This window comes from Bradyrhizobium sp. th-b2, assembly GCF_000426785.1.
Taxonomy (GTDB): domain Bacteria; phylum Pseudomonadota; class Alphaproteobacteria; order Rhizobiales; family Xanthobacteraceae; genus Bradyrhizobium; species Bradyrhizobium septentrionale.
Map to the genome: position 1 here is coordinate 190,244 of NZ_AUGA01000009.1, position 13,007 is coordinate 203,250.

A 13,007-nucleotide genomic window follows, 5' to 3' on the forward strand; every position below is an offset into this window, starting at 1 on the left:
TTTGTGGCTGATTCCTTGCGCCGGAAACTGCACACCCAGTGACTGGAGATGGGGGAGTGTCGTTCCAGTTGACCGTCCTGAAAGTGCTGGCCGGCCAACCCGCCGGGCGGGCGTCTGTTGCCGAAGTACGGCATGCCGTCGAAATCCTGATGAATAGCGGCAAAGACTGGACCGATCGCATGAAGCGGCTGCTCGCGCATGCGCCTGACCTGAATATCTTCTCGGCCAGGTTCGTGCTCCGTGATGTTGAAGGCTGGTCGATCACAGAAGAAGGTCGGCAATTCCTCTCCGCGCTCGAAACGGCTGTCGCCGTTCGGAGAGAGCCGCCTCGATCGACCGCCGATCTGCCGCCTGGCGAGCCCGCTGCGCAGCCGGCAACGGATGCGGCAAGATCACTTGATCTACCCAGAAACCGTCGTCAGAAGCCGCGGCGCCGCCGCGGGAAAAGCCGATCCAACCGGCGCACAGCGTGACGCAGCGGCGCCGGCTTCGCGCTGGTCGCGGCGCGCGCGGTACCCCGATCGTTAGTAGAAACGCAATCTTTCACGCGCAGCATCGATCTAATTTGCATTAGTTATTGATGGGCTCGGAAATGGTTGCTTTTCCCGACAGACGCAAGTCTGTGCGTAATCCATCGCTGGACAATGCGCTAATCAGGTTCGGCGACATGTCACTGTGCTGTGTCGTCGGCGACATCACAGAGAATGGCGCGGCGCTGGAGGCGGATGATCCGCCGTCACCCCTTCCCGACCAATTCACGCTTATTGTTCCACCGAACAAGACTTACTCGTGCAACGTCGTTTGGCGAAAAGGCGCATGGGTTGGCGTCGCATTCGTTGCTGGATGACAGGGGCGGGTGGTTGATAACCTCGAATTGAGGGGAAATGCCACGACAGTGTAAGCTAGTTCACATGCCATCACACGCTTAGCTGACACTATCCCGCTGTGATTTCAGCGGGACACCATGGACGACGATTTTTGCAGAGAGAGGGCGCGGACCGTGCGGGCGCTTGCAGAGCAAGCTGACCCGTTCATCAGGAAGCGCCTGTTGCAGCTGGCCGCTCACTACGAGCGACGCGTCGATCAGCCAGAGAAGGCTGATCGAGATCGGGCTGACCTGCCTGCGTTCGGGGCACCGATCTGGCCAACGTGAATTCCGGACAAGGGCTTAGCGAACAGTAGGAGCCGAGAACGCCGCTCGCCTTATCCTTGGCGTAGAACGGTGCGACGGTAGACAGGGTCACGGCAGCCAACTTCAACATCGTGAGTTGATCCGCCGCGACCGCCGCCCGGCGGCAGGATCGCTCGCGCCGATATCGCGGCAAGGGCGGGAACCTGCTATTCGCTGGTGTGAGACATCCACCCGATCGCAGGGACTCGGAATGAGCGTGCCATCCATCGAGATTCGCCGGCTCTTGCCCGCGGACGCTGCCATCTATCGCGACATCCGCCTCGAGGCGTTGCGCTTGAGCCCGGAGGCGTTCGGCAGCGCCTATGAGACGGAGAGTGTCCATCCCACAGGCTGGTTCGCGGAGCGGCTGGAGCGCGGCGCGGTGATACTTGGCGCGTTTCGCGGCGGCGAACTCGCAGGCATCGTCGGCTTCGTCGCTGGCGTCGGGCCGAAGCAGCGGCACAAGGGCGAACTGGTCGGCATGTATGTGCGGCCGGCGGCACGGCGCGCCGGCGTCGGCCGCGTTCTGATCGATGCCGTGCTCGATCTTGCCGCTGAAACGGTCGAGCTGGTGCTGATCGCGGTGGTGAAGGACAACGAGCAGGCCCATCGGCTCTACCGCAGCGCGGGCTTTGTCGAGTACGGGCTGGAGCAGCGCGCGCTGAAGATCGACGGTCGCTATTATGACGACATCCTGATGGCGAAGGATCTCGTCGCGCGCGGCTGACTGCGCGCGATGCAGCGCCCCGGTTGCGGCGGGCCGTTGCGATCGATGCACGTCCACGCATAGGTCGCGCATTCGCTTGCCGCCATCGCCCGGGAAACAGCCATGCCGAAGATCGACCTGACAAAAGTGCCGGAACGCAAGGGGACGGGTTATCCGGCCGAGTTTGCCGCGCCATGCGCCGAGCGCGTGCGGCAGCGTCTCGGCGACGCCGGCGGGCTCGCCGACTTCGGCGTCAATCTGATGCGGTTGCCGCCGGGCAACTGGTCGAGCCAGCGCCATTGGCATTCGGACGAGGACGAGTTCGTCTATGTGCTCGCGGGCGAGGTGGTGCTGGTGGAAGACGGCGGCGAGACCGTGCTGCGCGCCGGCGATTGCGCGGCGTTTCCGAAAAACTCCGGCAACGGACACCATCTGATCAACCGGTCGCAGATGACGGCGACCTATCTTGAGGTCGGCTCGCGCTCGCGCGCCGACGTCATCACCTGCTCCGACATCGACATGATGAGCCCGAGCTCCGACGGCCGCTTCCTGCACAAGGACGGCAGGCCCTACGAATAGCCGAACGGACGCGGCAGCGGTTGGGCATTGCGGATTGATCGCCAAAGGCCCAAATTTCCAGGGATCGCGTCTGGATACATTGCGATGACGGAATGGTATTTCGTTTGGCTTGATGGCCCACGCGGGCCTGAGCCGCAGAAATGGTCGTCGGACGGGCTGTGGGGGCAGCTTGGCCGCCAGGACATCATTGTGCGCTTTCCGCTGACGGAGCGCGAGGCCACACTGTCGATCGACCAGCTCGCGAAATTGCACCCGGTGCCGCAGTGAACCAGCCGCGCGAACGCCGGCGGCCTCACACCACCAGCCGTCCTTCGCGCTCGGCGACTGTGATCTGGGCTTCCGTCCCCGAATTGAAATCGAGCCGGTCGGCTTCGATGCCGTCGCTGAAGATGACGCCGTTCTCGGGCATCAGCGAGCGCAGGCTGAGGCGCTCGGCGCGGTCGAGGCTGCCGCAGACCAGCGTGACCTGCGAGGTGCGGCTTGGAAACGGCTCGCGCACCGCAAAGCGCAGTACGCCCGCGTCCCACGGCTGCGGCAGATAGGGCGGGGCGCTGCCGCCATTGCCGAAGCTGCCTGCGATCGCGAGCGAGCCGGTGACGATGCTCTTGAACCAGGCGGTCGAGCCGAGGCCGGTCGCCACGATCAGGCCGCTCGACGACTGCCGTTCCTTCTGCCCGGCGAGCGCGATCTCGTAGACGGCTGACGTATGAGTGCGCGCGCCGACGAAGAGGTCGTTGACGGCGTAGAGCACCTGGCCGTTGGTGAGCTCGGCCCTGGCCATGGTCACCGCCTTGTGGCCGCGTCTGTCGGATGCGACCTCGCGCAGCAGGGCAGGGAGATCGCGTGGCACGAACGGCAGCAGGATGCCGTCATAGCGCTTCGCATCGGGGTTGAGCCCGATCAGCGGATGGCCGTCGAGATACTTCATCGTGTTGGCGACGACGCCATCCTGGCCGAGCGCCACCACGATGTCGGCAGGGCCGAAGATGAAGTTCGGCAAAAAACTCCGGTCGATGATCTGGTAGCGGCCCCATTGCTCCAGCGCCCGCACGGTGACGTGGCGCTCGGCCTGGTAGACATCGTGCTCGCGCTGGTAGTCGGAGAAGTCGGCGCCGAGATGCTCGACATAGAAGCGGGCCTGCGCCGCGGTCAGGTATTTTGCGATCAGTTCCTCGAGCCGCGTCTTGCGGGTGACGAGGACGATCTTGCGGTCATTGTCGGCGGGCACGGGCAACCTCCACAGCGGCGGGCTTCTCCAAGAGCGCGTTCAGCAGATCGGGCGAGACGTTGAGCTGGCCGATCTTCTCGGCCTTTTCGGCGATGCCGCTGAAGGCCTGCGCGATCAGCTGTCCCGGCTGCATGCCGGCTGAGGCGAGCGCCTGGATCACGCGGGTGTCGACGCCCTCGAAGATCTTCATCAGCGCCCCGACCCGATAGGCCTCGGCATCCGCCAGCGTGCGGGTGTTCTCGGCATTGAGGCCGACGAAGTCCTTGCGCTTGCTCTCCAGCGTGATGTCGGCGACCATGCCGGCCTCGCGCAGCTCGGCCTGCTTGGCGGCGACGCTCGCCTCGGCATCCATCTGGGTCTCCCGGATCGAGCGCTTCTTCTGCTCGACCGCGATCTCGGTGTCGAGCTCGCTCTCGCGGATGGCGCGTTCCTGTTCCACGGCAAAATTGCGCCGCGCGAAGATCGCCTCGTCCGCGCTCTTGAGGATCCCTTCGCGCGCCTCGGCCTCCAGCGCCTTGGCGGTATCCGGCGTCGGCTTGATGCCGCGGATCGAGACGCCGAGGATTTCCAGGCCAAGCGAAGCGATACCGGCGCGGCCGCGCAGGCCTGTCTCGATCAAGCCGGCGATGCGGTCGGCGGCCTGCAGGGCCTCCTTCAAGGTCAGCTCCTTCACTGCCTGCTGCGCCAGCACCTCGACGGTGGCGAGGATCCGCTGCGGCAGCTTCTCCGGGTCGTCGGACTCGTAGGTCTTGCCGTCGGCCTTGAGGGTGAAGTTGAGCATCGCGGCGGCTTTTTGCGGCTCGCTGATCCGATAGGTGACATGGCCCTGAATGGTCAGCGCCTGAAAGTCGCGGGCGATCTGCTGGAAGATGAAGGCGGCGTCGCGGCTGCCGATCGGGACCGCGACCAGCGAGGTGACCGGCCCATAGTAGAAGCCGGACAGGCCAGCGCCTTGCTGGGTCACCGCGCCGCGGCGGAATTTCATGAGGTAGGTGGTCGGCTGGGCCTTGATGAAGCGGAGACCGAACATGGCGTGCACTCCTATAGTAAGTGTGTCTGAGCAACTAAATTAGTTGGACTGTACAACTAAGTATGTTATTGTCAAGCCGGGGCGCGAAACGGTTCACGCCACCAGAGCGTTTTCGAGCGAAGTGGACACCGGTTCGCGTGAAGAAAACGCGTCAAGACAAGAAGCTCTAGAGGAGCAGGGGAGAGCATGCCCGAGAAGCCGGATCTCGACTTTCCGCGGCCGCTGACGACGGTCGACGTCGTCATCTTCGCCATCAGGTCGGACGCGCTTCAGGTCCTCTTGGTTCAACGCCCAAGAGCGGAAACCGAGCCGTTTCCAGCGGCTTGGGCGTTGCCCGGCGGCTTCGTCGACATCGCCGGCGATCGCGACCTCGAAGCCTGCGCGGCGCGCAAGCTGAAGGACAAGACCGGCGTGGTCAGCCCCTATCTGGAGCAACTCGGCAGCTGGGGCAGCGCCACGCGGGATCCGCGCGGCTGGTCTGCGACGCACGCCTATTTCGCATTGCTGGGCGAGCACGCCGCGGGCGGGGCGCTGGCCGCGGATGCGCAGTGGTTCGCGGTCGAGGGCGAGAAGGTGCGGCCGAAGCTTGCCTTCGACCATGCCGAGATCCTGCAGGCCGCGATCCAGCGCCTGCGCAGCAAGGTCGAGTACACCTCGCTGCCGGCCTATCTGATGCCGCCGGAATTCACGCTGCCGGAATTGCAGCGGACCTTTGAGATCGTGCTCGATCGCCCGCTGGAGAAGAGCGCGTTCCGCACGCGCATGCTCGCCGCCGACCTGATCGAGCCGGTTGCGAAGATGCGCAAGGGCCCGAACCGGCCGGCGCAGCTCTACCGGTTGAAGAAAGCCAAGGCCCCGGTGTTCTTCGCGCGGACGTTCAATCCACCGGAGTGACGATCTTCCGCGACGCTCTGCCTGCGTTGCAACCCGCAGGGTCGCTGCAACCCGGACAAATTTGAAGCAATCCGGGACGGCAAATTTAATGCGCCTGCGCCACATCGTTCAACCTGGAATAGTGGAGTATGAAATGCGGTTGCGGTTGGTTCGCCTTCTGGGCGCTTCGGCGATGTGTCTTGGCGTTTTCTCTGCGCCGGCCAGCGCCAATTCGGAATGGATCATCAACAGGATGGGCGGCGCGATGCGTGCGGACGTGACCTGGGAGCAGGTCAGGTCGCAGATGCTGGCTGCGTTCTATCAGAGCAATCCGGACGAGCGCGGGGTCACCGCGCAAGGCATCGACGATCTGCGCAAGATAGCGGCCGCGCAGCGGCGCTTGCAGGTCGTTACGCAGGTCCTGGCTTACGATCTCGATGGTGACGGAGCCGTCACGAAGGCAGAGATCATCGCGGTGATGCAGCCGCGGGCGCGGCAAATGATCCACGCCAACGGGGTGCAGCTCGAGCCAACGCCTGAGCAGGTTCGTCTGCAGCTCGACAGGCTTGTCAGCGAAGCTCTCAAGCTGGACGCCGACCAGGATGGCGTCATCAGCGCCGCAGAAATCCGGCAGGAAGGCCAGCGGCAGGCCGATCAGGCCAGCGTCAGCTGGCAGCAAAACATGACCCAGTACGTCCCGATGACGCTCGATGCGAACGGAGATGGCGCCGTCTCTCTCGCCGAATATGAAGCGGCCGTGCGCGACCAATTTGCCGCGATCGACCAGGATCGCGATGGCCGGATATCCGCCGGCGAATTCGCGGATTTCGGCAAGCGCCTGAACGAGGCCCGACAGGCGGCGCAGCGTGCGCGGGAGATTCAGCTCCGGAAACAGCAGCTGCAAGCCGCGGTGGCGGGGTGTGATGTGCCCGCCGTCCCGCGCGAGGTGCGTCTGATTCTTCTGGGGGCGCAGGAGGGCAAGGCGCTCTCGAACGCCTGGGTCGGCAACCAGGACCGGGTGACCTTTGTGACGACCGTCGAGATCGCGCCCGGACCCGAGCCGATCTATCTCGCGCTGGCGAGCGGCGGTGCGATGATCTGGGACATCGTCGGGGCGACCGAACGCATTGCCGGCGTCGTGGCCGATGCCGACGTGACCGTCGACAAGGCGGGCGACGCGCGTCTGCAGCGGTTCGCGGCCGCCAACGGTGTGGGACCGCAGCACAGTGGCAAGCCGCTTGTCGGCGTCATGGGCGTGCCGCGCGAAAAGGTCCACTTTACCGCACACAGTGGATGCCTAGTGCCAGCGACGGACGCAACGATGAAGGATGGTCGTGCCGAAGAGATCGCGGCGCTGCTATTCGGACGCGCCGTGGATGAGACCGGCGGCGAGCAGAGCGCGGGGACCTTCCGTGTCCCGGCGGCGCGGCATTTTCCTGACCGGCCGGTTCGAAACGCGATCCTGTTGCCGACGGAAGGCCTTGGAGAATTGTTGTGGCGCGACGTGCGGGTGGACTACCCGGCAGGAATCGCGCAGATCGACGTCGAGGCGGTGATCTCGGCGCATCCGGTCAACCACTATTCCGTACTGCCGGGCCGTGCAGGTCTGGCGGAGCTGGTTGACACCGGCGCGCTCATGGTCACCGGGATGAGCCGCGGCGTTCGGATCAACGATGGCGACTTCAAGCCGTTCACGGTGCCGGACAAGTTCAGGATCTCCAAGAAGCTCAGGCTTCCCGCCGGTGCGCGCGGAACCTTTACCTTGCCGTCCCAGGTGCCGCCGCCCGACGGCGATCTGAGCGCAACCTGCGTGCTTGCGGAGCCGGAGATGAAGCCGATCAGCGGCTCGCGCACGAATTGCAGCTAGTCACACCGAAAGATCGAAGCCGGGCGTCGCAACGTCAGTCAAGAACGAGGCAAGGAACATCTTCCCGAGCACGTGCTTGGCCGCCGGCGTGCCGGCCTTTATCCGGCCGGTGCTTGTGGCCTCTGCGAGCTCGGCCAGCGTCGGCGCCGCAAGGCTCGTGTCGGGTGTGGTGCGCGGGGCGGTGGCGGATGCGCTGAGCAGCACGCCGGCGTAATAGAGACGGGTGAGGGCGCGGACGTGCGCGAGCCGGGCGCGCAGCGCGTCGTTCAGCGGATGGCCGCGCCAGGCACGATGCAGAATGTCTTGCAGTTCCGGCGTCCGTGCGAGGCTGTCGCCGACAACAGCCAGATCGATCAGCGGATCGGTGCGGTAGGCGGACTCCCAGTCGATCATCCAGAGCCTGACGCCGTCGAACAGGATGTTGGCGGGAAGCGGGTCGTTGTGGCTCGAGACCGAGTTCGTGTCATCCCACATATAGGCCGCGTGGATGCGTTCGAGATGTTCGTTACACAGGTCGAGCACGCCGGGTGCGAACAGGCCGGTGCGGCCAACATGGGCCCAGAGCCGGGCCACGATGTCGGGATAGCGCACGAAGGACGGAAAGGTCGGCGTCGCCTGCAGGCGCGCCAGCAATTCGCCGAGCGCCCTTGCCAGCGCCGGCAGGCCGCCGGGATAGCGGCCGAGCGGCTGCCGCTGCACGAAATCCATCATCGCGACGCGCGACGTCTCGTCGATATAATAGAGGCGCGGCGCGATGCCCGCCTCGGCGGCAATCCGAAGCGAGACATACTGATGCGGATTGCGCAGCGGGCTCGGTATGCCCTCGATCCGTAGCAAATAATTCTCGCCGCGCGCATCGATCCGGAACAATTGCGCTGACGTGGCGCCGCCCGAAACAGATGTCACGGCGTCGATCGTTGCCGTGCCGATCACTTCACGCAGTGCGGCATGCGCCGCTTCGCGCTGCACAGGCGGAAGTGTATCGAGATCACTCATGCACAAAGAACTAGCATGACGGCTGTGCGTGCCGGAATCGCATTGATGCAGCGTTCTCGATCTATTGCTGGCAGCGCGCGACGAAGCATGAAACAGTGCCGCAAAAATCATATCGGGAGAGAACTTGATGTCGTTCGAGCGGGGGTTGCATTGCGCCGTTGCGTGCAAGACCGTTAAGTGCAGATCATGGATCGCGTTGCCATTATTCTGCCTGATCAGCACGTTCGGAGTGATGCATCGCGCCGCCGCTAGCGAATCCTTGCAGATTTTGGACGCGCGCGTACCGGCGGCCGACAAAGAAGGTGGGGACCTTCCCTTGACGATGACGATCAAGAACGAGGCCGACAGCGCCGATGTGCTGCTGCGTGTCCGCTGCCCGGTCGCGAATTTTTCCGAGCGTCACATCGTCGATCGCGGCGAAGGCGCGCCGGCTATGCGCTCGATATCCAATATACCAGTCCCGGCCAAGGGGACGCTCGAGCTGAAGCGCGACGGCTATCACGTCATGCTGCTGCAGCTGCGCCAGGCGCTCACGCCCGGCGAGACGTTCAAATGCGCGATCGTTTTCCAGAAGGCTGGAACAATCGAGACGGAGGTGCTGGTCCAGAAGTGACCACCGGAAGGCGGCGGGTGAGACTGTCACCTGTCGGGACTCAAGGCTTCTCGCGCGATCGCCCGTATGTGACGGGCGGTTCGATCAATGAAGAATGCTAGATCCGGAGGAAATGAACTTATGACAAGGTTGAATTGGGTTAAATCGCACATGCTCGCGGCGGCAGTAGCATCCGCTGCGACCTTCGCGGGCTCTTTCGCGCTCGCCGATGATGTCAACCAGGAGCGTCTGCTCAATGCCGACAAGGAAGCCGGCAACTGGCTGCACCACCACAAGAACTACTCGGCGACGCGCTTCTCGTCGCTGGCGGATATCAACAAGGACAACGTCAAGAACCTGAAGGTCGCCTGGACCATGCATCTCGGCGGCGTCGAGGGCGGCGGAATCTGGTCGCATGGCGGCCTGGAGGGAACTCCGATCGTCGAGAACGGATTCATGTACGTCACCGACGGCTGGGGTTCGGTCTACAAGATCGATGCCCACGGCGGCAAAGGCGTGCTGGTCTGGAAGATGGATCCCAAGACCGACCACGACTGGGCCGGCGCGGTCGCCTGCTGCGGCGTCGACAATCGTGGCGTCGCGCTGTGGGATAACCTCGTCGTCTCGCACACGCTCGACGGCCGCCTGATCGCGACCAACAAGGAGACCGGACAGGTTGCCTGGCAGCGCCAGGTCGCCGATCCCGACAAGGGCGAAGTCATCACCGGCGCACCCTTGATCGTCAAGGGGATGGCGATCACGGGCGTCGCGGGCGCCGAATACGGTATTCGCGGCTGGATCGCCGCGACCGACCTGAAGAGCCAGAAGGAAGTCTGGCGCACCCACACCATCCCGGGCAAGGACGAGCCCGGTCACGAGACCTGGAAGGACGACAAGAACGCCAAGGCGAGCGGTGGCGGATCGACCTGGGTCACCGGCAGCTTCGACCCGTCGACCAACACCATCGTCTGGGGCATCGGCAATCCCGGACCGGACTGGGACAACGAGTATCGGCCCGGCGACAACCTCTACACCGACTCTTCGCTTGGTCTCGATGCCGACACCGGCAAGATCAAGTGGCACTACCAGCACACGCCGAACGATCCCTACGACTATGACAGCGTGGCGGAGAACGTGCTGGTCGACGTCCTCGGTCCGAACAACACGACGCTGAAGCTCGCGCTCGAGGCCGACCGCAACGGCTTTGCCTATGCGATCGACCGCAACAGTGGCAAGTTCGTCTGGGGTCTGCCCTTCGTCAAGAAGGTGACCTGGACCAAGGGTCTCGATCCCGAGTCCGGCAAGCCGGTGGAGTATGATCCGAAGCAGGGCGTGCAGAAGTATAACGCGTCGGTCACGCCGAGCCGCACCAACAAGGAAACGGACATCTGCCCCGGCAACATGGGCGGCAAGAACTGGCCGCCGACCGCGTATAATCCGAACCTGAAGCTCTGGTACATCCCGGTGATCGAGAGCTGCAACCGGATCAAGGTCGAGGAGATGACGCCGGACAAGGTGAAGGCGCGCGAGTTCTTCACCGGCGGCGGGCCGAGCCAGCCGTTCAAGATTACGGGCAGCGTGACCGCGATCGACGTCACCACTGGCAAGTTGGCAGGGAAGGCGGAGACGGAATTCCCGAACCTCGGCGGCATCCTGGCGACGCCCGACCTGGTGTTCTCCGGACAGCCGTCCGGCGAGGTGATCGCCTATGACGCAAAGTCGCTGCAGAAGCTCTGGGAGTTCAACACCGGCGGTGGCGTCAACGCGCCCCCGATGACGTTCTCGGTGGACGGCAAGCAGTATGTCGCGATCCTGGTCGGCCTCGGCGGTGCCTGGGACAAGTGGTTCATCGACGCCACGCCCGAGCTGAAGCGGATGCAGCCGGGCTCGATGCTCTACGTGTTCGCCCTTTGACGTCGCACGCGCGGGAGGCCTCGGTGAGAGGCCTCCCGCGTCACTTTTGATCCAGAGAAACAAAACAAATGAAGCAAGGATGGTTGATTGGCGCGTGGCTTGGCTGCGCGCTCGTGACGGGATTTGTGAGTACGGCGCAGGCACAGTCGGCGAGCGATCCGACCGATGCCGGCAAGGCGGTGTTCAAGCGCGGCAATTGCATCGGCTGCCACAAATGGCACGGCAATGGCGGCGGCGGCTATGGCGGCGACGCGCTGTCGCTGCGCAAGACCGAGCTGACGCGCGAGCAGATCATCGAGACCGTGACGTGCGGGCGGCCGGGCACCGGCATGCCGTTCTTCGTGCGCGGCTCCTATGACACCACGAAATGCTACGAGATGACCCGGCAGGATGTCGCGGACCGCATGCCGCCCGAGGCAAATGTGTTCCTGCGGCCCAACGAGATCGAGGCGGTCGCCGATTACGTGCTCGCCCACGTCAAGGGCAAGGGCGAGCCGAGCTATGACGAGTGCATCACCTTCTTCGGCGATGGCTCGCGCGTCTGCAACGTCTACAAGGACGCCGGCCACGCCGCCGCGCCGTCCGACCAGAGCGAGAAGGCAAAGCCATGAGCAAGCACCGATCGGCAATCCGTGGCCTCGTCTTCGCCGCCACCGTCACCGCAGCGGTGCCGGCGATGGCGACCGCGGGCGACCTGCGCGACATCAATGTCGGAATGGCGATCAGCAGCGTTCCCGACGCCGGCTACATCAACCTGACCTGCGCCGGGGAGAAGACCACGCACAGATTGGCTGAATGGGCGCAGTGGTCGAATTGCCCGGCCGGGCCGGACCAGCTCCGCGGCATCCGCTTCGAGTATGATCGCGAGACCGCGCGGGAAGGCACCATGGTCGCCGGCCATCCGGCGATCCTGACCGTCATGATCGATCAGGACGCCAAGATCGCGGCGCTGACGATCGAGACCGATCCGAAAGCACGGCTCTATCTGCGCAAGAAGGCCTTCCTGCTCGGCCTGCAGGCGAGGTCGCGCTACGGCGAAGACGGCTGGACCTGCTCGAACGCGGAGCCGGCCGGCGGCAAGCAGGAGGTCGGTGGCGTCTTCGTCGACGAGACCTGCAGCAAGACCACCGATGGCCGCACCGTCGTGATCGAGCGTCATCTCTATCGCGAGCCGAACAAGGAATTGAAGGACATGACCGACGAGACCCGGATCACGATCCGCCGCGCGGGGTCCTGATCTCAGGTCTCGATCGGTGGCGCGTCGACGTCGATCTGCGGGAGCAGGCCGGGCGACTGACGCTCGACCAGCTCGCGCATCTTGCCGATGATCGCCCTGGCGTCCGCGGAGACGATCGCGCTTGGGCCAGCGACCGTGATGACAAGCGGAGGCGTCCGGTCGGTATCGGTCAGCCGCATCGCAATCGCGCTCAGACCGGGCGTGCCCATGTCGCGCGTATAGGCAAAACCCTGGCGGCGGATCACGGCCAGCGCATGCTGGATATCCGGAAAGCGGACCGCAGATGACGGCGCTTCCTCGGCGTTGATCCGCTGCACGATCCGCCGCGCATCCTCGTCGTTCATCAGGCTGAGAAACACCCGGCCCGGGGTCGAATGGGTCAACAGCCGCCGCGCACCGGGCTCGAGATAATAGCGCACCGGCGTCGTTCCCTGCAGCACGCGGATGTACTGGCTGTAGAGCGTACGCATACGACGAGGACCGCGTGATGGACGCATGCGCGCGGGTACGGCGAGCTCTATGATGGCGTTGCGTGAAGGTTAGGCGGCCTGCTGATCGGCGGGCTTGTCGGCTTGGCGCAGGAGCTTCCATTCCCAGGGCAGCAATTCGTGCAGACGCGATGCGGGAAGATCGGCGATACGGGCGAGGACGTCGGCGAGCCAGGCTTTCGGATCGACGTCGTTGAGACGACAGGTCGTGATCATCGTCAGCATGATGGCGGCACGGTCGGCACCACGCTGGCTGCCGGCGAAGGTCCAGTTGCGCCTTCCCAAGGCGATGCCTCTCAATGCGCGCTCAGCACAATTGTTGGTCA

Annotated in this window: 16 protein-coding genes; 11 read left to right on the forward strand and 5 right to left on the reverse strand. The window is 64.4% G+C overall.

The genetic code is table 11. The annotated features are described in order from the left end of the window. Positions 1-56 precede the first annotated feature (56 nt). From K359_RS61270 to K359_RS0116080, 5 genes are all read left to right on the forward strand, one after another. Entirely contained in the window at positions 57-473 is a 417-nt protein-coding gene (locus K359_RS61270; protein WP_156928515.1) for a hypothetical protein, read from the forward strand. Between the two features lie 119 nt (positions 474-592). Next, on the forward strand, positions 593-847 hold the full coding sequence (locus K359_RS66195) for a PilZ domain-containing protein (RefSeq protein ID WP_371261159.1): 255 nt from the start codon (positions 593-595) through the stop codon (positions 845-847). 535 nt (positions 848-1,382) lie between these two features. Beyond that, complete coding sequence (locus K359_RS0116070; protein ID WP_029080261.1) at positions 1,383-1,898, forward strand: GNAT family N-acetyltransferase; 516 nt, start codon at positions 1,383-1,385, stop codon at positions 1,896-1,898. A gap of 102 nt (positions 1,899-2,000) precedes the next feature. Further along, positions 2,001-2,456, forward strand: coding sequence for a cupin domain-containing protein (locus K359_RS0116075; protein ID WP_029080262.1), 456 nt, complete (start codon positions 2,001-2,003; stop codon positions 2,454-2,456). Positions 2,457-2,540: 84 nt separating this feature from the next. Then, on the forward strand, positions 2,541-2,723 hold the full coding sequence (locus tag K359_RS0116080) for a hypothetical protein (RefSeq protein WP_035976650.1): 183 nt from the start codon (positions 2,541-2,543) through the stop codon (positions 2,721-2,723). A gap of 25 nt (positions 2,724-2,748) precedes the next feature. Here K359_RS0116080 and K359_RS0116085 read toward each other — a convergent pair whose 3' ends face one another. After that, positions 2,749-3,684 carry a sugar kinase gene (locus tag K359_RS0116085; protein WP_029080264.1) on the reverse strand — a complete coding sequence of 312 codons (936 nt, stop codon included), beginning with the start codon at positions 3,682-3,684 and terminating at the stop codon, positions 2,749-2,751. Next, positions 3,668-4,714: an SPFH domain-containing protein gene (locus tag K359_RS0116090; RefSeq protein ID WP_029080265.1), complete on the reverse strand. Its 1,047-nt coding sequence runs from the start codon at positions 4,712-4,714 to the stop codon at positions 3,668-3,670. The genes K359_RS0116085 and K359_RS0116090 overlap by 17 nt, the downstream gene beginning before the upstream one ends. Before the next feature lie 186 nt (positions 4,715-4,900). On the opposite strand from K359_RS0116090, the gene K359_RS0116095 reads away from it, so the two are divergent. Together K359_RS0116095 and K359_RS0116100 are read left to right on the forward strand one after the other, a co-directional pair. Next, the gene (locus K359_RS0116095; RefSeq protein ID WP_029080266.1) at positions 4,901-5,608 is read left to right on the forward strand and encodes an NUDIX domain-containing protein; all 708 of its coding nucleotides are present in this window, start codon (positions 4,901-4,903) and stop codon (positions 5,606-5,608) included. Positions 5,609-5,696: 88 nt separating this feature from the next. Beyond that, positions 5,697-7,454, forward strand: a complete 1,758-nt coding sequence (locus K359_RS0116100) for an EF-hand domain-containing protein (protein ID WP_084518408.1) — start codon at positions 5,697-5,699, stop codon at positions 7,452-7,454. Here the strand turns inward: K359_RS0116100 and K359_RS0116105 are convergent, their stop codons facing one another. Beyond that, positions 7,455-8,450 (reverse strand): phosphotransferase, encoded by a 996-nt coding sequence (locus K359_RS0116105; RefSeq protein WP_029080268.1) that lies wholly within the window; start codon positions 8,448-8,450, stop codon positions 7,455-7,457. It lies immediately after the preceding gene. 232 nt (positions 8,451-8,682) lie between these two features. Between K359_RS0116105 and K359_RS0116110 the strand changes: the two genes are divergently transcribed. The 4 genes from K359_RS0116110 to K359_RS0116125 all read left to right on the forward strand — a co-directional run bounded on the left by K359_RS0116110 (position 8,683) and on the right by K359_RS0116125 (position 12,193). Continuing rightward, on the forward strand, positions 8,683-9,063 hold the full coding sequence (locus K359_RS0116110) for a copper chaperone PCu(A)C (RefSeq protein WP_051346152.1): 381 nt from the start codon (positions 8,683-8,685) through the stop codon (positions 9,061-9,063). 120 nt (positions 9,064-9,183) lie between these two features. Beyond that, on the forward strand, positions 9,184-10,956 hold the full coding sequence (locus K359_RS0116115) for a PQQ-dependent dehydrogenase, methanol/ethanol family (protein ID WP_245284625.1): 1,773 nt from the start codon (positions 9,184-9,186) through the stop codon (positions 10,954-10,956). Between the two features lie 68 nt (positions 10,957-11,024). Next, positions 11,025-11,567 (forward strand): c-type cytochrome, encoded by a 543-nt coding sequence (locus K359_RS0116120; RefSeq protein WP_051346153.1) that lies wholly within the window; start codon positions 11,025-11,027, stop codon positions 11,565-11,567. Further along, positions 11,564-12,193 (forward strand): hypothetical protein, encoded by a 630-nt coding sequence (locus K359_RS0116125; protein WP_051346154.1) that lies wholly within the window; start codon positions 11,564-11,566, stop codon positions 12,191-12,193. Before K359_RS0116120 ends, K359_RS0116125 begins: the two co-directional genes overlap by 4 nt. A gap of 2 nt (positions 12,194-12,195) precedes the next feature. On the opposite strand, the gene K359_RS0116130 is transcribed toward K359_RS0116125, so the two are convergent. Then, positions 12,196-12,663: an IclR family transcriptional regulator C-terminal domain-containing protein gene (locus tag K359_RS0116130; protein ID WP_029080273.1), complete on the reverse strand. Its 468-nt coding sequence runs from the start codon at positions 12,661-12,663 to the stop codon at positions 12,196-12,198. Positions 12,664-12,732: 69 nt separating this feature from the next. Beyond that, on the reverse strand, positions 12,733-13,007 hold a 275-nt coding region (locus tag K359_RS0116135), incomplete at its 5' end, for a transposase domain-containing protein (protein WP_029080274.1).

Bases quoted from the DNA above. Each gene is read 5' to 3' on its own strand.
- K359_RS0116130 (WP_029080273.1), bottom strand. From the start codon at position 12,663: ATGCGTACGCTCTACAGCCAGTACATCCGCGTGCTGCAGGGAACGACG.
- K359_RS0116100 (WP_084518408.1), top strand. From the start codon at position 5,697: ATGCGCCTGCGCCACATCGTTCAACCTGGAATAGTGGAGTATGAAATG.
- K359_RS0116110 (WP_051346152.1), top strand. From the start codon at position 8,683: ATGCATCGCGCCGCCGCTAGCGAATCCTTGCAGATTTTGGACGCGCGC.
- K359_RS0116075 (WP_029080262.1), top strand. From the start codon at position 2,001: ATGCCGAAGATCGACCTGACAAAAGTGCCGGAACGCAAGGGGACGGGT.
- K359_RS0116105 (WP_029080268.1), bottom strand. From the start codon at position 8,450: ATGAGTGATCTCGATACACTTCCGCCTGTGCAGCGCGAAGCGGCGCAT.
- K359_RS0116125 (WP_051346154.1), top strand. From the start codon at position 11,564: ATGAGCAAGCACCGATCGGCAATCCGTGGCCTCGTCTTCGCCGCCACC.
- K359_RS0116120 (WP_051346153.1), top strand. From the start codon at position 11,025: ATGAAGCAAGGATGGTTGATTGGCGCGTGGCTTGGCTGCGCGCTCGTG.
- K359_RS0116090 (WP_029080265.1), bottom strand. From the start codon at position 4,714: ATGTTCGGTCTCCGCTTCATCAAGGCCCAGCCGACCACCTACCTCATG.
- K359_RS0116115 (WP_245284625.1), top strand. From the start codon at position 9,184: ATGACAAGGTTGAATTGGGTTAAATCGCACATGCTCGCGGCGGCAGTA.
- K359_RS0116095 (WP_029080266.1), top strand. From the start codon at position 4,901: ATGCCCGAGAAGCCGGATCTCGACTTTCCGCGGCCGCTGACGACGGTC.
- K359_RS66195 (WP_371261159.1), top strand. From the start codon at position 593: ATGGTTGCTTTTCCCGACAGACGCAAGTCTGTGCGTAATCCATCGCTG.
- K359_RS0116080 (WP_035976650.1), top strand. From the start codon at position 2,541: ATGACGGAATGGTATTTCGTTTGGCTTGATGGCCCACGCGGGCCTGAG.
- K359_RS0116070 (WP_029080261.1), top strand. From the start codon at position 1,383: ATGAGCGTGCCATCCATCGAGATTCGCCGGCTCTTGCCCGCGGACGCT.